Genomic DNA, 19,043 nt, shown 5'->3' with positions numbered 1-19,043 from the left:
GCTACAACAAAATGCCCGGCGCTTTGCGTCGGGCATTTTCGCTTGATGGTCCAATTCTGCTTGATGTTCAGCGTATCGCGAGATTAATTCGAAGCTATAACTACAAAAGAGATTGGTGGAGGGATCGATCATGGCGCGCGTAGCATTGGTGACCGGTGGAACACGAGGGATTGGCGCTGCGATCAGCAAGGCTTTGAAAATTGCGGGATACAGCGTCGCGGCAAGCTATGCCGGCAACGATGCCGCCGCCGAGAAATTCAAAAGCGAGACGGGTATCGGCACCTACAAGTGGGATGTCGGTTCGTTCGATGAATGCGCCGCGGGCGTGAAAAAGGTCGAGGCCGATCTGGGACCGGTGGAAGTGCTGGTCAACAATGCCGGCATCACAATGGACGGTGCCTTCCACAAGATGACGCCGGAACAGTGGAACAAGGTGGTCAACACCAATCTCGGTTCGCTGTTCAACATGACCCGTCAGGTGATCGAGGGCATGCGCGAACGTAAGTTCGGCCGTGTCATCAACATTTCATCGATCAACGGCCAGAAGGGCCAGTTCGGTCAGGTCAATTATTCCGCCGCCAAGGCCGGCGACATCGGCTTCACCAAGGCATTGGCTCTCGAGAATGCCAAGCTCGGCATCACCGTCAACGTGATCTGTCCTGGCTACATCAACACCGAGATGGTGCAGGCCGTGCCGCTCGCCGTGCTCGAGAAGAGCATTTTGCCGCAGATCCCGGTCAATCGCCTCGGCGAGCCCGAGGAAATTGCGCGCGCCGTGGTGTTCCTAGCTGCAGACGAATCCGGCTTCTTCACTGGCTCGACCATGACCATCAATGGCGGGCAATATCACGCTTGAGCGGACGCGGTTTCCGCTGACCTCATCCTGAGGAGCCCGGCCCTTGCGGGCGTCTCGAAGGATGTGCGACATGCGCCACCGCCGCGTTTCTGGCTTTCGCCGTACATCGCTTTACGGAGGACGCCGCATCGCAGCGAAGGATATGATCTGGAAGCCGAGCTAGTCGGGGTTCCAGCCCTTCGGTGCCAACTCAAACGTCGTGAAATCGAAACCCGGTGCCACGGTGCAGCCGACCAGTGTCCAGTCGCCAGTGGTGGAGGCGGCCTGCCAAGCATGCGGTGGGACAATGCCTTGCGGCTCTTGTCCAGCGGCGACGTCCGGCCCGAGCGTGATCGTGCGCTGGCCGGCGTCGCTGGCGATTTCCAGCGTAAGCGGAGCGCCCGCATGATAGTGCCAAACCTCAACGGCATCGATGCGATGCCAGTGCGAGCGTTCGCCTGATGCCAGCAGGAAGTAGATCGCCGTTGATGCCGCCCGCCCGCCGGCATCTATGCGACTGTCGCGAAACGTCTCGCGGTAGTGGCCGCCTTCGGGATGCGGCTGCAGGCCGAGCGTCGCGATGATCTCGGCTGCAGTTGGCGTCTTGCCTGTCATCAGGACTTGTTCTTGCGTTCGCGGAGTTCACCGAACACGTCGTCCTCGCTGAATCCCTTGAGGCGGACCGCGGCGGCGATGGCCGGATCGTCGGCGCGCAGAAACACGTTGGTCTTCTTCTCAAGCCCGAGCAGCACCGGGATGGTCGGCTTGCCGACGGCGCGCAGCTGCGCCACTTCGTCGGCGCGATTCTTCAGCGCTTCGTTGTTGGCATCGATGCCAAGGCAGAACTTGACGTTGGCCGCGGTGTATTCATGGCCGCAATAGACACGGTAGTCGTCAGGCAACGTCCGCAGCTTCTTCAGCGATTGCCACATCATCGGATAGGTACCCTCGAACACCCGGCCGCAGCCGCCCGAAAACAGCGTGTCGGCCGAGAACAGCGCCAGCTCGCTGTCGAACACGTAGCAGATATGGTCGAGCGTATGGCCGGGGGTCTCGAACACCCGTGCGGTGAGCGCGCCGACCTGCACGGTATCGCCTTCGGCGACGCGGACGTCGACTTCAGGAATTGCCGTGCCCTGATCGTGCGGCGCTGTGACCTTGCAGCCGTAGGTCTTCTTCAGCTCGGCGATGCCGCCGACATGGTCGGCATGGTGATGCGTCACCAGAATATCCGTGAGCTTCCAGCCTTCGCGCTGCAGCACCTTCATGATCGGGCCGGCCTCCGGCGCGTCGATCGCGGCGGTCTTCAGGCTCTGAGGATCATGAATCAGGTAGCCGAAATTGTCGGACAGGCAGGGGAACACACGAATTTCAGCAGCCATGATAACTCCGTTGGATCACGTCGTGATGCGCTCGCACATACGTGCGGCAAATTGATGGGGATGAATATGGGCGATGCATGACGGTCAGCGCGGTGTCACACATTGGCGCGCGGGCTGGCCGGCAACCTGCAGCGTGATGGTGGTCTGGCCCTTGCCGGCAATCCCGACATTGCCTTCGCCGTAGCGGAAGCCCGAGCCGGATCGCTGGATCGGCATGCGGAGCGTTTCGCCATTGGGATAGAACAGGGTGATCGATTTGCCGCCTGAATTGTAATCGACGGAGATCTTGTTGCCGCCCGGCAGTGCGGGGGTGCAGATGTAATCGACCGTCGCCGGATTCGCCTCGGCGGAGAATGGCGCGAGTGCTGCCACGGCCAGACCCGCGGCCATCGCCGCCGCCCTTGTGATCGTTTGACCTCGGCGTGACAGCATTTTTGTCTCTCCTGCAACGACGTCGCGGCGCCTGTTTCTTCGACTAGGCCGCAGCCGGGCCGGCCTTGTCAATTGGTGCAACTCACCGCCCGCGATGGCCTGGATATCTGGCGTTAACGCTGCCTCGGCAATGCGCGATTCGGGGGATCGTGGGCGGCCGCAACGTGTTAGAAAGTCATCATGACCATCGATGTGATCGATCTCCGGGATTTCTATTCGCGTCGCCTAGGTATCGTGGCGCGGCGGTTGATCAATCGCGGTATTCAGGCGCATTGGCCCGACGCGGAGGGTCAGCGCGTGCTCGGTCTGGGGTACCCCACACCGTATCTCGGTCTTTTCCGGGAGAATTCCGAACGGTGCATCGCCTTCATGCCGGCGGCGCAGGGGGTGCTGAAATGGCCGACGGCAAAGCCCGCGCTGGCCACACTGGTCGACGAATTCTCGCTGCCGCTGCCGGATGCCGCCGTCGATCGCATCATCCTGGTGCACGCCCTGGAAATGTCCGACGATCCCGAAGGTCTGCTCCGCGAGGTTTGGCGCGTGCTTGCGCCGTCCGGCCGGTTGATGGCGGTGATTCCGAATCGCCGGGGCGTCTGGACCCGTACCGACTCGACGCCGTTCGGTCACGGCCGCCCCTATTCGCGCTCGCAAATCACGCAGTTGCTACGACAGACCTGGTTTACGCCGACGGCGTGGAGTGAGGCGCTGTTCATGCCGCCGGTGGGCATGGGCTGGTTTCTGCGCTCGGCAATGGCCTGGGAGCGAATCGGTGCGGCGCTGTCGATGCCGTTTGCCGGCGTGCATATCGTCGAGGCCACCAAACAGGTCTATCGCGCGATCCCCGCCAAGCGCGAACGCACGCGGCTGATTCCGGCGTTGCAGCCGGTGCTGGTGCCGACCTCCGGGATGCGGCGCGACGACGAGGCGGATCATCTTGGCGAGGCCGAGCCGCACTCGCGCTGAGAGCTATTTTTCCGCGAGCGGATGCAGGTCGCGGACCAGGCTCTTGAGCCGCTCTTCCACCACATGGGTGTAGATCTGCGTCGTCGAAATATCGGTGTGCCCCAGCAGGGTCTGCACGATGCGGAGATCCGCGCCGTTATGCAGCAGATGACTGGCAAAGGCGTGGCGCAGCACGTGCGGCGACACCAGCCGCGGCGCAATGCCGGATGCAGCGGCGAGTTCTTTCAGGTCGCGCGCGAAATGCTGTCGGGTGAGATGGCCGCTCTCGCCAAAAGACGGAAACAGCCACTTCGAGGCGGCACTCTTTTTTGGTTGAGACTTCTGCAACTCGGCCATCGCGGCGAGATATTCGGCCATCGCCTGTTTGGCAGTTTCGTTGAGCGGCACCAGCCGCTCCTTGTTGCCCTTGCCGCGCACCACGATCATGCGGGCATCGCGGCGCGCCGCGGTGAGCGGTAGCGAGACCAGCTCGGAGACGCGAAGCCCGGTGGCGTAGAGCACTTCGAGCAGACAATAGAGCCTGGCATCGCGCAGCCGCTGTTGCGCTGAGGCTTCGGCATTCTGCGCTTGCGTGCGCGCCTGCACCAGCATGCGGTCGACATCGGCAATCGACAGCACTTTGGGCAGGCTACGGCCACGCTTCGGGCCGGACAGGATGGCAGCCGGGTCGTCGGTGCGGATTTTTTCGCTGAGCAGGAAGCGAAACAGATGCCGTATGGCGGACAGGCGCCGCGCCACGGTGGTCGATTTGAAACCGCGCTCGTCCAGGTCTTCGAGATAGTCGCGCAATAACTGGGTGTTGGCTGCCATGAAGCTGGATTTCGCCCCGGCAGCAAATTCGGAGAAGTCTTCGAGGTCGCGGCGATAGGCGTCGAGCGTGTTCACGCCAGCGCCCTGTTCGGCGGCGAGCATGTCGAGGAACAGATTGGAGAGCTTGGTGTCTGAGGAAGTGGTCATGTGCCATCATAACCCATGATCCGGGCTGCAGCAGCGGTTTTCACTGGCTGCAGCAACCCGGAGCGAATGCAGATCTACAAAGATCAGGCAAACTGTGTGATCGATGTGGCCTGCGACCAGACCACCATCCACTGCCGGTCACGCATTTCATAAGCATCGGTGTGCCAATAGTCGCCTGGCGGGACCTTGTGGCCTCCGAAAACCACCTCAATGCGGGCGCGATACCGGATCACGGCACTCCTGCCATACAGCCGCACGGCGATGTCGCCGGGCGTCCAGGTCAGATACTTGATGTGGCCGCCAGCAACGGCGCCAAGATATTCGGCTTTTGACAGTGCCGCGCCGATCGGCGTGATCAGCTGGAAGTCTGCGGCGTGCAGCGGCTCGGCCGCTGCCATGTCGGCGCTCACAAGTGCACGAAGCCGCGCGCGTTCGATGCCGCGGATATCTTCAGCGTCCGGATGCTCTTTCGGATCGATGATGGATGAGGTCATAGGCTGGTTCCGTTGTTGTGAGGTGTGGGAATTCAGGAGGTCGCGAGCAGGCCGTGGTCGATCAGGCTTTGTGCACTGGCGCGAATGGCCTCGTCGGCGGACCTTGGTTGCCAATCCAGCATTCGCTGCGCCTTCGCGGCACTGACACTCAGATCAACGTCGAGTTCGTGGACGATCATGCGCGACCGTGCGCTGAACGGCGCCATTGCCTTGATCATCCAGTTTGGCACCTCGCCCGAGGGCAGAGCCGGCGCATAATTCTGAAATGACTGCGCCAGTACGGCCGCCATGTCGCGCATCCATAGAAACTGCCCAGCCGCGATGAAGCGCTGACCTGACGCATCCGGATGGGTCATCGCCCTGATATGCGCGTCAGCCACATCGCGGACATCGACCACCGCGATGCCGAAACGCGGCACACGTTTGAGTTTGCCGCTCATCATCTGCTGAACCAGCCCGATCGACGTGCCGTAATCCGGGCCCAACAGAGGCCCGAAAATGATGCCGGGATTGATAACGGCGAGATCCAGTCCGGTTTCCGCAGCAAAGGTCCATGCCGCCCGTTCGGCCAGCGTCTTGGATTTATAATATGGCGTTGCCCGCTTGCCCGTCGGATCGGTCCAGTTGTCTTCGGTATACGGCGCCTTGCCGCTACCGTGATTGGTGGCCGCGATCGAGGACGTCAGCACCACCCGCGTCACGCCTGCGCGGTGCGCGGCACGTAGTACCCGTAACGCGCCGTCCCGCGCGGGTTGGATCAGTTCATTTTCATCCTTCGGAAGGCCTGCCGGAAACGGCGATGCCGTGTGGATCACATAGCTGCAGCCTGTGACGGCGGCATCCCATCCGATGTCGGAGCAGAGGTCGGCTTCGACGAAACTGAGCGAGTGCGAGTCGGTTGGCGTCGCACAGATCTGCTTCGCGATCCGGTCGCAGCCGCTCATGCGACGAACGCTACCGCGGACAGCGTAGCCCTTGGCCAGCAACTGCTGGGCGATATGTCCGCCCAGAAAGCCGCCGATGCCCGTGACAAGAACAATGGTCTCTCGATTGCCGACCGATCCCGAATGCATGTTCGCTCCTGTCCCATGTGGAGTGCGTAAATTAGACAATTGGACTATTATTGTCTAATTGTCTTTTGACGCTTTGGACACGAACTGTCAATCTGTCTGAATGAGCGAACGAGATGCCAAAACCGATCACATTCTGGATGCCGCACTCCCGGTGTTCGTCCGCCACGGTTTCCGCAAGGCGTCCATGGCCGATATAGCGCGCGCCGCGGGAATTTCGCGGGCCTCGCTCTATCTGAGCTTCAACAGCAAGGAAGATCTGTTTCGGGCGGGCTCGACGCGCGCCCATGCGCGGACCATGCGCGATGTCGAGGCGGCACTCTCAGGCAATGGCGACGTGTTCGGCCGCATGGAGACGGCGATGGCCGTGTTTCAGCGCGAACTGATCGCCCCTTTCGCGGGCAGCGCCGACGCCACTGAACTGTTCGACGTCAACATGGCTCTGGCCAAGGATATCACGCTCGTCGCGCGGGCCCGACTGGTCGCTCTGCTGGCGCAGGCGCTGAGCGATGCCGAGACCGCGGGCATGATCAATCTCGGATCATTGCAAGCCAGACCCGCCGACGTCGCGGGAGTCATTGTCGCCGCGATCGATGGCATCAAGCACGCGGAGGGAGCCGGTCCGAAATTCGCCGAGGACATGCAGCTCTTCATGCGCTTGCTGCGCGCAGCTATTTCTTGAGAAATTTGTCCGGCTGGATGGTGACTGTCATGTCCCGCGGCTTCGGATTGACGAAATTGGCCAACGCGAAGATCACGCCATAGACCACGCCGACGATCACCGCGACGACCGTCAAAAAGCGGAACAGGCTGGGCATGATCAGGGAACTCGGCGGCGAAATGGGGCGATTCGTTCCGCCTGAGGCGGTCACCTTGTCCGGATACAGACTGCAAGAGGTGCTGGCAACGCTGGCGCTGGGGGTAGTATAGGTGACCGGAATGCGGCAAACCTCTGCGATCCCTTGTCGCTCACTGATTTTGCAGGTGTTTTTGATGTCCGAGACCATCTTGCCGGCCATTGCCAGCGCACCCCAGGAGGCCGCCATCGTCGCGGCGCTGGGAAAGCGCTCGGTCGTGCTGGTGGGCATGATGGGGGCGGGCAAATCGACCATCGGCCGGCGCATGGCGACGCGGCTGCGGCTGCCTTTCGTCGACGCCGACAACGAGATCGAGGCGGCGGCCGGGATGTCGATCCCGGACATTTTTGAAGTCCACGGCGAACCGCATTTCCGCGACGGTGAGGCGCGGGTGATCGCCCGGCTGCTGGACAGCGGACCGATCCTGCTGGCGACCGGCGGCGGCGCGTTCTTGCGCGAGGACACCCGGCAGCGCATTCGCGACAAGGCGATCTCGCTGTGGCTGAAAGCCGATGCGGATGTGATCCTGCGCCGGGTGCGGCGCCGGGAAAACCGCCCGCTGCTGAAGACCGCCGATCCCGCGGCGACCATTGCGCGGCTGATCGAGGCGCGCCATCCGTTCTACGAGCAGACCGACATCACGATCGACTCGCGCGACGTGCCGCATGAGAAGATCGTTGAGGAAGGCATTATCGCGCTGCACGAGCATTTGTTCCGCCCGCACGCAGCTTCCGCCATTTCCGAACCGACAGGCGATCCCTTGAGTTCTCAACTATGACCGCCCCGCTGAAACATTCCGATCCGATCATCGTGGACGTCGCGCTGGCTGAGCGCGCCTATGACATCGTCATCGGCCGCAATGTACTGCCGTCGCTTGGTGCGCGTATCGCCAGACTGCGGCCGGGTGTGCGCACGGCGATCGTCACCGACAGGACCGTTGCCAAGCATTGGCTGACTGCAACGGAAGCCTCGCTGGCGGCGGCTGATATTCCGACCTCGCATATCGTCGTCGAGGAAGGCGAAGGCTCGAAGAGCTATGCTGGACTCGAGAAAGTCTCCGAGGCGCTGATCGCGGCGAAGATCGAGCGCAACGATCTCGTCATCGCGCTTGGCGGCGGCGTCGTCGGCGATCTCGCGGGCTTTGCTGCAGCGATCGTGCGCCGCGGCGTCGATTTCGTGCAGGTGCCGACCTCGCTGCTGGCGCAGGTCGACTCATCCGTCGGCGGCAAGACCGGCATCAACTCGCCGCAGGGCAAGAACCTGCTTGGCGCGTTCCATCAGCCGGTGATGGTTGTGGCCGATACGGCGGTCCTCGATACGCTGTCGCCACGGCAATTTCGTTCGGGCTATGCGGAAGTCGCCAAATACGGTGTGCTCGGCGATCACCAGTTCTTCACGTGGCTGGAAGCCAACCATGCCGACATCATGCGCGGCGGTGCAGCGCGCGAACACGCCATTGCCACCTCCTGCCGCGCCAAGGCCGGTGTTGTGTCGCGCGACGAGCGCGAGAATGGCGAACGCGCACTGCTCAATCTCGGTCACACCTTCGGCCACGCGCTGGAAGCGGTGACGGGTTTCTCCGAGCGGCTGTTTCATGGCGAGGGCGTGTCGGTCGGCATGGTGCTTGCTGCGCAACTGTCGGCGCAACTCGGCATGATCGCTGAGAGCGATGCGACCCGCGTGCAGCACCATCTTGCCGATGTGGGTCTACCCACGAAGCTGCAGGACATTGCCGGCTTCGCGCAGGAAGGCCTCGCGGACGCGGATACGCTGATGGCGCTGATGGCGCAGGACAAGAAGGTGAAACGCGGCAAGCTCACCTTTATCTTGCTGGAGGCCGTCGGCCAGGCCGTCATCGCTGGCGATGTCGATCCCGCGACGGTTCGCGCCTTTCTGCATCAGAAGCTGACGGGATAGAACTGACCGTGTCCGGTTTGGGATTTACCAAAGCCGGCGCCGTCGCAGGACTTTCATGAATTCGATTACCGTCAATCTGCTGATCGCGATCTTCCTGCTCGCTGCCAACGCGTTTTACGTGGCGGCGGAGTTTGCGCTGGTCAAAAGCCGAGGCTTCCGCGTCAAGAGCATGGTCGAGCAGAACCGCTTCGGCGCGCGTCTGCTGCAGAACATGATGGGCAATATCGAAGCCTATCTGGCCTGCTGCCAGCTCGGCATCACCATGGCATCGCTGGGACTCGGCTGGGTTGGTGAGCCCACGGTGGCCGCACTGCTGAAACCGGTGCTCGATCCGCTCGGCCTGTCGGAATCCGCGCTTCACTTTACCTCCTTCATTACCGGCTTCCTCGTCTTCTCCTCGCTGCATATCGTGATCGGCGAACAGGTGCCGAAGACGCTGGCGATCCGGCAGCCGGAGCCGGTGTCGCAATGGATCGCCTATCCGCTTTATGCGTCCTACATCCTGTTTTATCCGCTGAACTGGCTGCTCAACGCGGCGTCACGCGGCACGCTGGCACTGCTCGGTGTGCAGGAGGCCTCGCCGCATGAAATTCTCACCGGCATTGAGATTGAGGGCCTTGTCGGTGAGTCTGCCGAACATGGCGGCATTGCATCGGGCGAGGCCGAGTATATCCAGAACGTGTTTCGCTTCGGCGATCTCGCGGTGTCCGATGTCATGGTCCATCGCACGGCGATGGTGACGCTGAATGCGGACCTGCCGTCCGAAGAGCTGGTGCGCGAAGTGCTGGCCACCGAATACACCCGCATTCCCCTCTGGCGTGAGAAGCCGGAAAACATCATCGGCGTGCTCCACGCCAAGGACCTGTTGCGCGCGATCCGCGCGGTCGATGGCGACACCGCCAAGATCGATGTTGCCAGCATCGCGCTGCCGCCGTGGTTCGTTCCGGAAATGCGCCCGCTGTCGGATCAGTTGAAAGCCTTCCGCCGTCGCAAGACCCACTTCGCGCTCGTCGTCGACGAATATGGCGAAGTCGAAGGTATGGTGACACTGGAAGACGTGCTGGAAGAAATCGTCGGCGACATCGCGGATGAACACGACGTGGTCGTCGCGGGCGTGCGCGCGCAGGCCGATGGCTCGGTGGTGGTCGATGGTTCGGTGCCGATCCGCGACCTCAATCGCGCCATGGACTGGCATCTTCCCGATGATGAAGCGACCACGGTGGCCGGTCTCGTCATTCACGAGGCGCGCTCCATCCCCGAGCGCGGGCAGAGCTTCACCTTCTACAACTTCCGCTTCCGCGTGCTGCGCCGTGAGCGCAACCGCATCACCGCGCTGCGTATCGGCCCGGTACCGACCGAGCCGGAAGTGTCGGAGAAAAAGCCGCGGGCCGGGACGTCGTTCTAGGCCCTCGCCGGTCCGGTTCTTGCTTTTGCTTTATTCCATGAGCTGCCATTCCATTGAATGGCGCAACTGGAGCGAGCGATGAACAAGTCCTGGCGATTGTCATGCGTATTGGCCGCTGTGTTGATGTCCGGCGCTGCGCTGGCCGACACCAACTGGCCGACGAAGCCGATCAAGGCGGTCAATCCGTTCGGTGCCGGCAGTGCGGGTGACGTGGTCCCGCGCCTTTTCTTCGAAAAACTGAGCACGGAGCTAGGGCAGCCGATCGTGATTGAAAATCGCGTGGGTGCGGGCGGCTCAGTGGGTACGGGCGCGGTCGCGAAGAGTGATCCGGATGGCTACACCTTGCTGTCGCAGACCAACGCCATCTCCATTGCGCCCGCGATCTTCCCCAACCTCAACTACGACACCACCAGGGAGCTGTCCTCGGTGCTGATGATTGGCTATGCGGCCAATGTGATGATCGTGCCCAACGAACGGCCATGGAAAACGATTCAGGATTTCCTGGCTTCCGCGAAGACCAAGGGCACTGTGATCAATTACGGCTCGGTGGGCGTTGGCAGCGCCGTGCATATCAGTTCGGAAAAATTCCGCGCCGCCGCCGGTTTCGAGGCTACGCATATTCCCTATCGCGGGGGTTCCGAAGTGATCACGGATATTATCGGCGGCCGCATCGATTTTTACTTCTGCCCGCTGGCCACGGCACTGCCGCTGATCCGCGAGGGCCAGGTTCGCGCGCTGGTGGTGTCGACGCCAACCCGCGTACGCGATCTGCCGGATGTACCGACGCCGATCGATGCCGGTCTCAAAGATGCCGACAGCTCGATCTGGTTCGGCGTGTTCGTGCCAGCCAAGACGCCGCCGGAGATCGTCGAGAAGCTCTATGTGACTGGCACCAAGGTGCTGAACACGGCTGACATGCAGGCTTCGCTGAAGAAGATTGGTGTCGAGCCGATGCCGATGAAGTCATCCGAGATGGATGCGCTGCTGGTCAAGGAAATCGCCGACAACAAGGTGCTGCTCAAAAGCGAGGTCGCGGCCAAGTAGGCGGACTGCCGGCCTTGCCAGCACGGGTGAGGCCGGCATTGTCGTTTGTCTGGGCTGGATCACCGCGCGCTTGGGCGTTGTTTTAGGCTTCAAACGGTCCGAAACTTGCTTCGTTGTCGCCGATTGGCCCGATCATTGGGCGGCCATTCCCCTCGAATGGTATTATTGGAGCAAGTAATGAATAAGCTTATGCGGTGGTCGTGTGTTTTCGCCGGTGTGCTGCTGTCGTCTGTCGCGGCGCAGGCCGAAAACAACTGGCCGAGCCGTTTGATCAAGGCCACCATCCCGTTCGGCCCGGGCAGCGCGACGGACGTTGTGCCGCGCATCTTCTTTGAGCGTCTCGGGCCTGAACTCGGCCAGACCATCGTGGTCGAGAATCGCGTTGGCGGCGGCGGCGCGGTGGGCACTGCGGCAGTCGCGAAGGCGGAGCCGGATGGCTACAGCGTGCTAGCGCATTCCTCCGCACTGACAATCACACCTGCGATCAATGCAAGCCTGCCTTATGACACGTCGAAAGACCTGTCGTCGGTGATCATGATCGGCGTCAGCCCGCAGATCATGATCGTGCCGAAGGAGCGTCCCTGGAAAACCGTTGATGATTTCCTGAAGGATGCGAAGGCCACGGGATCGTCGATCAATTTCGGTTCGGTTGGCATCGGCAGCGCCGTGCATATTAGCGCCGAGAAATTCCGGATGGCCGGTGGCTTTGAAGCGACGCACATCCCTTATCGCGGCGGGCCTGAAGTGATTGCCGATATCCTTGGTGGCCGTATCGATTTCTACTTCTGCCCAGCGGCGACGGCTTTGCCGCTGATCCGGGAAGGGCAGGTGCGTGCGCTCGTCGTCTCCACCGAAAAGCGGACGCCGGAACTGCCCGACGTGCCGTCACTGGTCGAGGTCGGACTGAAGGACGGCGTCAGTAACAGCTGGATCGGCGTATTCGTGCCGTCGAAGACGCCGCGCGAGATCGTCGACAAGATGCGCGATGCCGGCCTCAAGGTGCTGGCCAAGCCGGAGATGCAGGCGGCGCTGACGAAGATCGGCGTCGAACCGATGCCGATGGAGCCGAAGGCGATGGACGATCTCGTGGCGAAGGAAGTTGCCGCGAATATCGCGCTGCTGAAGAATGTGAAGTGACAGAACGTTGGCCTCGCCTCTAAGTCGAGGAGAGGCCAATAGCTACCCACCCAGATACGCCTCGCGAATACGCGGATCGTCTGCCAGAACGGATGCCGGTCCGGACAGTGTGATCGATCCGGTTTCCAGCACGAAAGCGCGTGCCGCAACCTCCAGCGCCATCGCGGAATTCTGCTCGACAAGCAACACGCCAAGCCCGGTTCGCTTGTTCAGTTCAACGATCTTGTCGAACACCTGTTCGATCACGATGGGTGCGAGGCCCAGTGACGGCTCGTCCAGCATCAGAAGGTTCGGCCGCGACATCAGCGCACGGCCGATCGCAAGCATCTGCTGTTCGCCTCCCGACAGCGACCAGCCGCCTTGCTTGATGCGCTCCTTCAGTCGTGGAAACAGTTCGAACACCAGCGCCAGATCGTCTTCGACCTCGGCCTTCTTGTAGGCGCGGGACGCCGTTCCCGTGATCAGGTTCTCGCGCACGGTGAGGCCCGGAAATATCCGGCGGCCTTCGGGGCAATGCGCGATGCCGGCGCCGACGATGGTTTCCACAGCGGTGCCGTGGATGGCCTCGCCCTTCCACGAAATCGAGCCGAACGTTGGTCGCAGCAGGCCGGAGATGGTGCTCAGGGTTGTCGTTTTGCCGGCGCCGTTGCCGCCAATCAGCGCGACGATCTCGCCCATTTCGACGCTGAACGAGATGCCCTTCAGTACTTCGATGTGGCCGTAGGAGACATGGAGGTTCTCGATCTTAAGCATGGCGATGCCGCCTGCCGAGATAGGCCTCGATCACCAATGGGTTTTGCTGAACCGCGCTTGGCGCGCCTTCAGCGATCTTCTTCCCAAAATCTAATACGGCCACGCGGTCGCTGATCCCCATCACCAGTCGTACATTGTGTTCGACCAGCAATATGGTGATGCCCTTGCCCTTCAGTTTCGCGATGGTGTCGAGCAGGGTCATGCTCTCGGTCATGTTCATGCCGGCGGCGGGCTCATCCAGCAGCAACACCTTCGGTTTCGATGCCAGTGCGCGGGCGATTTCCAGCAGGCGTTGCTGCGCATAGGGCAACTGGGTCGGGCGATCGTCCGCGCGTGCGGCGAGGCTGACGATCTCCAGCGCTTCGCGCGAGGTGCTCTCGATCTCAGCCTCGCGTTGTCGCTGCGTGCCGTTCGACAGCATGATGTTGAGCATCGACATGGGCGTGTTGCAGGCTGCAGCGACTTTCACATTTTCCAGCACGGTGAGATTGGAGAACACCCGGATGTTCTGGAACGTGCGTGCCAGCCCGAGCCGCGCGATGCGGTTGGGCCTGAGGCGGAAGATCTCCTTGCCGTCGATGCGGATCGAACCGGCATCGGCATGTGAGGCGCCGGACAGCGCATTCAGCAGCGTGGTCTTGCCCGAGCCGTTGGGGCCGATGATCGCCTGCACGATTCCCTTGGGGACGTCGAGATCGACGTCGTCGAGCGCGACAAGGCCGCCGAAACGGCGCGTCACGCCGCGCGCGGTGATGATCGCTTGATCCGTCATCGCGCACCTGCCCAGCGTGGCAGCCGTGATGCCAGCGATGCGAGGCCGCCGGGCGCCAGCACGATCACGGCGATGACGCCGAGGCCATAAAGCACGAGGTACCATTGCCCGAGGAAACGTAGCGCCTCCGGCAAAATGGTCAGGCCGACGGCGCCGATGATGCAGCCGGGGATCGAGCCCATGCCGCCAACGATAAGCATGGTCATCAGCAGGATGGCCTGGGTGCCGGAGAAGCTGTCCGGGCTGATGAAGCGGATCGAGGAGGCGTAGAGGCAACCGGCGAGGCCGGCATAGACCGCGCCGATTATAAAAGCGATCAGCTTGGTACGCGTAGTGTCGACGCCGCTCTGCTCGGCGGCGATCTCGGAATCCTTGGTGGCGATCATGGCGCGGCCGAGCGACGATTGCCGAATCCGCGCGGCGACGAGGGCCGCAATCGCCAGCACTGCGATTAGCAAATAGTAATGTTGAACCTGTCCTTGCGGGCCGATTCCAAACACGCCGATACCCGGTATCGCGCGCAGGCCGGAGGTGCCGCCGGTCACCGGCTCCCAATGCACGATGATCAGACGGACGATCTCGCCGAAGCCGATCGTGGTCATTGCGAGATAATAGGTACGCAGCCGCAACGTCGGCAGGCCAAGCACGAGGCTCGCCGCCATCACGATGACCACCGACAGGAATGGCGTCGTGATCCAGGGCAATCCGGCTTTGGCGGCGATGCCTGTAGTGTAGGCGCCGAGGCCGTAAAATGCGGCCTGGCCGAAATTGATCTGGCCGACCCAGCCGGTGGCGAAGTTCAGGCCGAGCACGACGATGGCGTTGAGAATGGCGATGTTGAGGAGCTGAATGACATAGTTGTCATGGGTCACTGCCGGGATCAGCAGCGCCACCACAACGCCAAGCGCGAGCGGAAACCAGTGTTTCACTGTCATACCTTCTCGCTGCTCTTCTCGCCGAACAGTCCGCGCGGCCAGGCCACGAGCACGGCGATCATCACGATGAAGGCATAGGCATCGCGAAAGTTCGAGGAGATGTAGCGCGCGCCGAAGGTCTCGATCAGGCCGAGAAACAGGCCGCCGATCACCGCGCCCGGCAGATTGCCAAAGCCGCCGATCACGCTGACGACGAAGCCTTTGAGACCCAGACTGCCGCCCATGGTCGGCTCGGCCAGGAAAATTGGTGCCACCAGCAGGCCGGCGATACCCGACAGGATCGCGCCAAAGGCAAAGGCGACGGCGATGGTGCGGTTGACGGGAATGCCGACCAGCCGCGCGGTGTGCAGGTCCTGCGCAGTGGCCTGCATCAGGATGCCGAAGCGTGTTTTGGTGAGCATCAGATATTGCAGCAGCAGGATCACTGCGAGCGTGCAGAAGATGAAGAGCTGGTGCATCGAAATGACGACACCGGCAAAACGCAGCGGCGGGCCGCGCACCGGCGAAGGCAGCGACACCGGCAGCGGCCCCCAGATGATCAGCGCGATGTTCTCCAGCACAATGCCCATGGCGATGGTGGTGAGGATCACCAGGAACGGGGGGCGCCCGCGCAGCGGGAAGTAGACTAGCACCATGAAGACGATGCCGATCAGCGCCATCGCCAGCATGGTGGAGGCCCAGGCCAGCGCCATCGGCAGTTCATGCGTCACCGCGCCCGAAATACCGATAAAGGCACCGAGCATCAACAACTGTCCCTGCGCGAAATTGACGATCTGAACGGTGTTGAAAATCAGCAGCAGACCCAGCGCCACGAGAGCATAGATGCTCCCGAGCGCCAGGCCGTTGACGACGAGTTGGCCCATGAAGTTTTAGAACCCGCTCTCTTTGATTGGTCCGGTGAATTCCGGGGTCTTGCCCTTGTTGCGATAGATGCCGAGCGTATGGGTGAGGTCGCCGTTGGCATCGGCCTGGTAGGAGATCAGCATGCCCTTGAAGTCCTTGGTGGCGGCAAGGGCATCACGGATCGCCGGCTTGTCGCAGCCGACTTTCTCAATGATCGACTTCAGCATGAAGACCGAGTCGTAATAGGAGACGGTGAAGTTGTCGGCCGGCACTTTGTATTTGTCCTGCACGCGCTTTGCCCAATCCAGAATTTTCGGATCGGTCGAGGTTTGGGGGATCATGCCCCCGATCGCGTAGTTGCCGTCGGCTTCGGCTGCGGACAGATTGTTCAGGGTGGTCTGCGCGACAATGCTGGTATTGCCGATGGTGGTCAGCTTGATGCCGAGATCGCCCATCTGCTTCAGCACCAGCGTGATGTCGGAGGGACGACCGAACAGGATCAGGCTGTCGGCGCCCTTGTCCTTGATCTCCAGAAGCTGCGCGCTCATGTCCTTGTCGGACGGGGCATAAGAGGCTGTCGCGACCGGCGTGACATTGAGTTTGGTGAGTGCCGCCTGAATGCCCTTCGACGCGCCGAGACCGTAATCGTCGGCAACGACGAGAATGCCGGGCTTGGTCTTCTTCAGTGACTTCACGAGATATTCGGGGATCAGCTCGGCGAGCTGGCCGTCATGGGCGTGGGTGCGGAACAGCCACTTCGAACCCTGCGCGGTGACTTTCGCGTTGGTGGCGCCGACGATGAACGGGGTCTCGGATTTGTTGACGCTCTCGGTCTGTGCAAACACATGCGGCGAGATCATCGACGACATGATGACCAGCGGCTTGCTCTCGATGATGCGATTCATCGCATTCAGAGCGTCGGTCGACGAGGCGCCGGTGTCCTCGGTGGTGAGTGCGATCTTCTTGCCGGAAATGCCGCCGGCGGCGTTGATCTCGTCGACAGCGAATTCAGCGCCGTTGCGGGCTTGGGTGCCGAGCAACGCAAGGTTACCAGTCAGCGGCGTGGTCAATCCGAACGGGATCGTCGCTGGGCAGGCCGCTGCATCGGCCTTGGCAGTGTTGGTGACATCGATCAGGCACAGCAGCGCCGCGCCTGTCATCATGGTCTTGGAGAATCCCTGCAACATCGACGTTCCCTGGTTACACTCAGCTTGCATTTTGTATGCAAGCTGAGTGCCAGATCGTCGACATTTCGAGGTGCTGAATGCCGGCGGCGATCAAGCCGCCGTGTTTACGCTACGCTTCGATATCCATGCGTATGAGAATGCGTTCGGCGCTGTCGTTCCAGACATCCATTTTCACGATCTTGCCGCCGCGCACGACGAAGCGATCGACATAGCGATTGCCTTCGAACGGCGTGCCGTCATGCCATTCGCCGAAGAGCGTTCCGGTATTGTAGACGATGGTCTCGCCATTCCCCGGCGACGCGTCGGTGCGCTCCATCTTCTTCTTCACCCATTTGTAGCGCATGGCGTTGAAGGCGGTGGCATCGCGCGGATGCTTGAACTTGCGACCGCCGGTGAAGGTGATCGCGACGTCGGCCGACATCAAGGTGCCGGCGGTTTCCGGGTCCGGCACCATGGAGGCGACGAGAAACCGCTCGACGAGGTCGGCAGCCTGGGCGGTTTCATCGGTGACGGGCGCAAGCGCGGTGGGGGATTGCGACATCGGGTTTCTCCTGCGGACAGATGCTGGCGCCATCATAGCAAAACCGGCGCCAGAATTGTATTCGGTAGATGCGTCAGATCGTATACAATTCTTGTGTGCCACGACTAATTATTGGGCGTTCTCTGAAGGGATATTTGAAGATATTAGTGTATTTTCAGGTAGTTAATCAGAGACTGAATCGCATGCGTCTTGGCACATGCCTTGCTTGCCCGCGCATATGCTTTCGCTACGTCCCGATCGGCGGCGTGGCCTCTTCAGGAGTCCTCCCATGACCTTCGATCTCATCCTGCGCAACGCGCGCATTGCCGACCGGCCCGATGGTCCGGTGGATATCGGCATTCGCGGCGGGCGGTTCGAGGCCATCGAGATCGGCCTGCCGCGCGGCGTCGCGCCGGATCAGGATGTCGGCGGCCGGCTGCTCGTGCCGGGCTTCGTGGAGACGCATATCCATCTCGACAAATCCTGTCTCCTCGGCCGCTGCAATTGCGCGAATGGTACGCTCGCGGAGGTGATCAGCGAAGTCTCCCGGGCCAAACGCGACTTCACCGAAGAGGACGTCTATGCACGCGCATCGCAGACGCTGGAGAAAGCGATCAAGCACGGCACCAACCGCATGCGCACGCATGTGGAGGTCGATCCGCGTATCGGGTTGACCAGTTTTCGCGCGCTGAAGAAGTTGAAGCAGGATTACGCCTGGGCGATCGATCTGCAGCTCTGCGTGTTTCCGCAGGAGGGTCTGCTGGATGATCCCGGCTGCGAGGAGATCCTGTTGCAAGCGATGAAGGAAGGCGCCGATCTGATCGGCGGCGTGCCCTATATCGACAAGGATTCGAACGGCCAGATCGCGAAAATCTTCGGCATGGCGCAGGAGTTTGGCGTCGATATCGATTTCCACCTCGATTTCGATCTCGACCCAACGAGATCCGACTACGAAGAGGTCTGCCGCATGACGGAGGCCACGGGCTGGGGCGACCGCGTGGCCATCGGCCATGCCACCAAATTGTCGGCGATGCCGCCTGTGGCCTTCGCGGTGGCGGCGAAACGGCTCGCCGATGCCGGCGTCGCGGTCACGGTGTTGCCGGCGACCGACCTGTTCCTCACTGGCCGCGACCACGATCACAATGTGCCGCGCGGCGTCACCTCGGCGCACAAGCTCCGTGCGCTTGGCGTGAACGCCAATATCTCCACCAACAACGTGCTCAATCCGTTCACGCCGTTCGGCGATGTCTCGCTGATCCGCATGATCAATCTCTACGCCAATGTGATGCAGGTCGGCGCCATGGACGACCTTGCCGGATGTCTCGACCTCGTGACGTCCGCACCGGCGAGGCTGCTCAACCTGAAGCATTACGGCATCGCCGTCGGCAATCCCGCCGATCTCGTGGTGCTCGATTGCGAGACCAAGGCAGAGGCGGTATGCGAGATCGCGCAGCCGCTGTTCGGTTTCAAGAATGGCATCAGGACCTTCATCAGGCCGGCTGCGAGTCTGCTCAAGCCCCACTGAAGCGGGCGTCCTTTT

General features: G+C 61.7%; 22 protein-coding genes. 9 read left to right on the top strand and 13 right to left on the bottom strand.

The genetic code is table 11. The features are described 5' to 3' along the window. The first annotated feature begins 130 nt into the window (after positions 1 to 130). A complete protein-coding gene (gene phbB, locus AB8A23_RS01610) occupies positions 131 to 856 on the top strand; it encodes an acetoacetyl-CoA reductase (RefSeq protein ID WP_068732968.1) in 726 nt (241 codons plus the stop codon). Positions 857 to 1,015: 159 nt separating this feature from the next. On the opposite strand, the gene AB8A23_RS01605 is transcribed toward phbB, so the two are convergent. From AB8A23_RS01605 to AB8A23_RS01595, 3 genes are all read right to left on the bottom strand, one after another. Then, on the bottom strand, positions 1,016 to 1,450 hold the full coding sequence (locus tag AB8A23_RS01605; protein ID WP_439057076.1) for a cupin domain-containing protein: 435 nt from the start codon (positions 1,448 to 1,450) through the stop codon (positions 1,016 to 1,018). Then, positions 1,450 to 2,217, bottom strand: a complete 768-nt coding sequence (gloB, locus tag AB8A23_RS01600) for a hydroxyacylglutathione hydrolase (RefSeq protein ID WP_184513280.1) — start codon at positions 2,215 to 2,217, stop codon at positions 1,450 to 1,452. The genes AB8A23_RS01605 and gloB overlap by 1 nt, the downstream gene beginning before the upstream one ends. A gap of 84 nt (positions 2,218 to 2,301) precedes the next feature. Further along, positions 2,302 to 2,649 (bottom strand): MliC family protein, encoded by a 348-nt coding sequence (locus tag AB8A23_RS01595; RefSeq protein ID WP_439057077.1) that lies wholly within the window; start codon positions 2,647 to 2,649, stop codon positions 2,302 to 2,304. Between the two features lie 180 nt (positions 2,650 to 2,829). Between AB8A23_RS01595 and AB8A23_RS01590 the strand changes: the two genes are divergently transcribed. Continuing rightward, positions 2,830 to 3,612: a class I SAM-dependent methyltransferase gene (locus AB8A23_RS01590; protein WP_439057078.1), complete on the top strand. Its 783-nt coding sequence runs from the start codon at positions 2,830 to 2,832 to the stop codon at positions 3,610 to 3,612. Between the two features lie 3 nt (positions 3,613 to 3,615). Here the strand turns inward: AB8A23_RS01590 and xerD are convergent, their stop codons facing one another. From xerD to AB8A23_RS01575, 3 genes are all read right to left on the bottom strand, one after another. After that, positions 3,616 to 4,569, bottom strand: coding sequence for a site-specific tyrosine recombinase XerD (gene xerD, locus AB8A23_RS01585; RefSeq protein WP_439057079.1), 954 nt, complete (start codon positions 4,567 to 4,569; stop codon positions 3,616 to 3,618). Positions 4,570 to 4,652: 83 nt separating this feature from the next. Next, positions 4,653 to 5,063 (bottom strand): nuclear transport factor 2 family protein, encoded by a 411-nt coding sequence (locus tag AB8A23_RS01580; protein WP_439057080.1) that lies wholly within the window; start codon positions 5,061 to 5,063, stop codon positions 4,653 to 4,655. 32 nt (positions 5,064 to 5,095) lie between these two features. Continuing rightward, positions 5,096 to 6,136: an SDR family oxidoreductase gene (locus AB8A23_RS01575; protein ID WP_439057081.1), complete on the bottom strand. Its 1,041-nt coding sequence runs from the start codon at positions 6,134 to 6,136 to the stop codon at positions 5,096 to 5,098. Positions 6,137 to 6,236: 100 nt separating this feature from the next. On the opposite strand from AB8A23_RS01575, the gene AB8A23_RS01570 reads away from it, so the two are divergent. After that, on the top strand, positions 6,237 to 6,815 hold the full coding sequence (locus AB8A23_RS01570; protein ID WP_439057082.1) for a helix-turn-helix domain-containing protein: 579 nt from the start codon (positions 6,237 to 6,239) through the stop codon (positions 6,813 to 6,815). On the opposite strand, the gene AB8A23_RS01565 is transcribed toward AB8A23_RS01570, so the two are convergent. Further along, a complete protein-coding gene (locus AB8A23_RS01565; RefSeq protein ID WP_089262632.1) occupies positions 6,805 to 6,951 on the bottom strand; it encodes a histidine kinase in 147 nt (48 codons plus the stop codon). The two genes, AB8A23_RS01570 and AB8A23_RS01565, sit on opposite strands and share 11 nt — an antisense overlap. 175 nt (positions 6,952 to 7,126) lie before the next feature. Here AB8A23_RS01565 and AB8A23_RS01560 point away from each other — a divergent pair, with 175 nt between their 5' ends. The 5 genes from AB8A23_RS01560 (at position 7,127) to AB8A23_RS01540 (ending at position 12,493) form a co-directional block, all read left to right on the top strand. Next, positions 7,127 to 7,768: a shikimate kinase gene (locus AB8A23_RS01560; protein WP_068732982.1), complete on the top strand. Its 642-nt coding sequence runs from the start codon at positions 7,127 to 7,129 to the stop codon at positions 7,766 to 7,768. Next, entirely contained in the window at positions 7,765 to 8,907 is a 1,143-nt protein-coding gene (aroB, locus tag AB8A23_RS01555; protein WP_439057083.1) for a 3-dehydroquinate synthase, read from the top strand. Before AB8A23_RS01560 ends, aroB begins: the two co-directional genes overlap by 4 nt. A gap of 55 nt (positions 8,908 to 8,962) precedes the next feature. Then, positions 8,963 to 10,312, top strand: coding sequence for a hemolysin family protein (locus AB8A23_RS01550; RefSeq protein WP_175368644.1), 1,350 nt, complete (start codon positions 8,963 to 8,965; stop codon positions 10,310 to 10,312). A 78-nt stretch (positions 10,313 to 10,390) separates the two neighbouring features. Further along, positions 10,391 to 11,356 (top strand): Bug family tripartite tricarboxylate transporter substrate binding protein, encoded by a 966-nt coding sequence (locus AB8A23_RS01545; RefSeq protein WP_175368645.1) that lies wholly within the window; start codon positions 10,391 to 10,393, stop codon positions 11,354 to 11,356. A gap of 177 nt (positions 11,357 to 11,533) precedes the next feature. Continuing rightward, a complete protein-coding gene (locus AB8A23_RS01540) occupies positions 11,534 to 12,493 on the top strand; it encodes a Bug family tripartite tricarboxylate transporter substrate binding protein (protein WP_175368646.1) in 960 nt (319 codons plus the stop codon). A 42-nt stretch (positions 12,494 to 12,535) separates the two neighbouring features. On the opposite strand, the gene AB8A23_RS01535 is transcribed toward AB8A23_RS01540, so the two are convergent. The 6 genes from AB8A23_RS01535 to AB8A23_RS01510 all read right to left on the bottom strand — a co-directional run bounded on the left by AB8A23_RS01535 (position 12,536) and on the right by AB8A23_RS01510 (position 17,524). Next, complete coding sequence (locus AB8A23_RS01535; RefSeq protein WP_175368647.1) at positions 12,536 to 13,246, bottom strand: ABC transporter ATP-binding protein; 711 nt, start codon at positions 13,244 to 13,246, stop codon at positions 12,536 to 12,538. Continuing rightward, positions 13,239 to 14,018, bottom strand: a complete 780-nt coding sequence (locus AB8A23_RS01530) for an ABC transporter ATP-binding protein (protein WP_120288321.1) — start codon at positions 14,016 to 14,018, stop codon at positions 13,239 to 13,241. Before AB8A23_RS01530 ends, AB8A23_RS01535 begins: the two co-directional genes overlap by 8 nt. Next, positions 14,015 to 14,953: a branched-chain amino acid ABC transporter permease gene (locus AB8A23_RS01525; protein WP_439057084.1), complete on the bottom strand. Its 939-nt coding sequence runs from the start codon at positions 14,951 to 14,953 to the stop codon at positions 14,015 to 14,017. Before AB8A23_RS01525 ends, AB8A23_RS01530 begins: the two co-directional genes overlap by 4 nt. Further along, positions 14,950 to 15,816, bottom strand: coding sequence for a branched-chain amino acid ABC transporter permease (locus AB8A23_RS01520; protein ID WP_116661402.1), 867 nt, complete (start codon positions 15,814 to 15,816; stop codon positions 14,950 to 14,952). The genes AB8A23_RS01525 and AB8A23_RS01520 overlap by 4 nt, the downstream gene beginning before the upstream one ends. A 6-nt stretch (positions 15,817 to 15,822) precedes the next feature. Beyond that, positions 15,823 to 16,983 (bottom strand): ABC transporter substrate-binding protein, encoded by a 1,161-nt coding sequence (locus AB8A23_RS01515; protein ID WP_439057085.1) that lies wholly within the window; start codon positions 16,981 to 16,983, stop codon positions 15,823 to 15,825. A gap of 109 nt (positions 16,984 to 17,092) precedes the next feature. After that, positions 17,093 to 17,524, bottom strand: coding sequence for a nuclear transport factor 2 family protein (locus tag AB8A23_RS01510; RefSeq protein ID WP_439057086.1), 432 nt, complete (start codon positions 17,522 to 17,524; stop codon positions 17,093 to 17,095). 268 nt (positions 17,525 to 17,792) lie between these two features. On the opposite strand from AB8A23_RS01510, the gene AB8A23_RS01505 reads away from it, so the two are divergent. Further along, on the top strand, positions 17,793 to 19,028 hold the full coding sequence (locus tag AB8A23_RS01505) for an amidohydrolase family protein (protein WP_439057087.1): 1,236 nt from the start codon (positions 17,793 to 17,795) through the stop codon (positions 19,026 to 19,028). Positions 19,029 to 19,043: the final 15 nt, after the last annotated feature.

It is taken from the genome of Tardiphaga sp. 619_E2_N8_4, assembly GCF_051810905.1.
GTDB classification, from domain to species: Bacteria; Pseudomonadota; Alphaproteobacteria; order Rhizobiales; family Xanthobacteraceae; genus Tardiphaga; species Tardiphaga robiniae.
Note: the sequence above shows the minus strand (reverse complement) of the source record. Positions and strands in the feature narration are given on the sequence as shown.

Excerpts from the sequence above, each read along its gene's own strand:
- phbB (WP_068732968.1), top strand. The coding sequence starts at position 131 with ATGGCGCGCGTAGCATTGGTGACCGGTGGAACACGAGGGATTGGCGCT.
- AB8A23_RS01605 (WP_439057076.1), bottom strand. The coding sequence starts at position 1,450 with ATGACAGGCAAGACGCCAACTGCAGCCGAGATCATCGCGACGCTCGGC.
- gloB (WP_184513280.1), bottom strand. The coding sequence starts at position 2,217 with ATGGCTGCTGAAATTCGTGTGTTCCCCTGCCTGTCCGACAATTTCGGC.
- AB8A23_RS01595 (WP_439057077.1), bottom strand. The coding sequence starts at position 2,649 with ATGCTGTCACGCCGAGGTCAAACGATCACAAGGGCGGCGGCGATGGCC.
- AB8A23_RS01590 (WP_439057078.1), top strand. The coding sequence starts at position 2,830 with ATGACCATCGATGTGATCGATCTCCGGGATTTCTATTCGCGTCGCCTA.
- xerD (WP_439057079.1), bottom strand. The coding sequence starts at position 4,569 with ATGACCACTTCCTCAGACACCAAGCTCTCCAATCTGTTCCTCGACATG.
- AB8A23_RS01580 (WP_439057080.1), bottom strand. The coding sequence starts at position 5,063 with ATGACCTCATCCATCATCGATCCGAAAGAGCATCCGGACGCTGAAGAT.
- AB8A23_RS01575 (WP_439057081.1), bottom strand. The coding sequence starts at position 6,136 with ATGCATTCGGGATCGGTCGGCAATCGAGAGACCATTGTTCTTGTCACG.
- AB8A23_RS01570 (WP_439057082.1), top strand. The coding sequence starts at position 6,237 with ATGAGCGAACGAGATGCCAAAACCGATCACATTCTGGATGCCGCACTC.
- AB8A23_RS01565 (WP_089262632.1), bottom strand. The coding sequence starts at position 6,951 with ATGCCCAGCCTGTTCCGCTTTTTGACGGTCGTCGCGGTGATCGTCGGC.
- AB8A23_RS01560 (WP_068732982.1), top strand. The coding sequence starts at position 7,127 with ATGTCCGAGACCATCTTGCCGGCCATTGCCAGCGCACCCCAGGAGGCC.
- aroB (WP_439057083.1), top strand. The coding sequence starts at position 7,765 with ATGACCGCCCCGCTGAAACATTCCGATCCGATCATCGTGGACGTCGCG.
- AB8A23_RS01550 (WP_175368644.1), top strand. The coding sequence starts at position 8,963 with ATGAATTCGATTACCGTCAATCTGCTGATCGCGATCTTCCTGCTCGCT.
- AB8A23_RS01545 (WP_175368645.1), top strand. The coding sequence starts at position 10,391 with ATGAACAAGTCCTGGCGATTGTCATGCGTATTGGCCGCTGTGTTGATG.
- AB8A23_RS01540 (WP_175368646.1), top strand. The coding sequence starts at position 11,534 with ATGAATAAGCTTATGCGGTGGTCGTGTGTTTTCGCCGGTGTGCTGCTG.
- AB8A23_RS01535 (WP_175368647.1), bottom strand. The coding sequence starts at position 13,246 with ATGCTTAAGATCGAGAACCTCCATGTCTCCTACGGCCACATCGAAGTA.
- AB8A23_RS01530 (WP_120288321.1), bottom strand. The coding sequence starts at position 14,018 with ATGACGGATCAAGCGATCATCACCGCGCGCGGCGTGACGCGCCGTTTC.
- AB8A23_RS01525 (WP_439057084.1), bottom strand. The coding sequence starts at position 14,953 with ATGACAGTGAAACACTGGTTTCCGCTCGCGCTTGGCGTTGTGGTGGCG.
- AB8A23_RS01520 (WP_116661402.1), bottom strand. The coding sequence starts at position 15,816 with ATGGGCCAACTCGTCGTCAACGGCCTGGCGCTCGGGAGCATCTATGCT.
- AB8A23_RS01515 (WP_439057085.1), bottom strand. The coding sequence starts at position 16,983 with ATGTTGCAGGGATTCTCCAAGACCATGATGACAGGCGCGGCGCTGCTG.
- AB8A23_RS01510 (WP_439057086.1), bottom strand. The coding sequence starts at position 17,524 with ATGTCGCAATCCCCCACCGCGCTTGCGCCCGTCACCGATGAAACCGCC.
- AB8A23_RS01505 (WP_439057087.1), top strand. The coding sequence starts at position 17,793 with ATGACCTTCGATCTCATCCTGCGCAACGCGCGCATTGCCGACCGGCCC.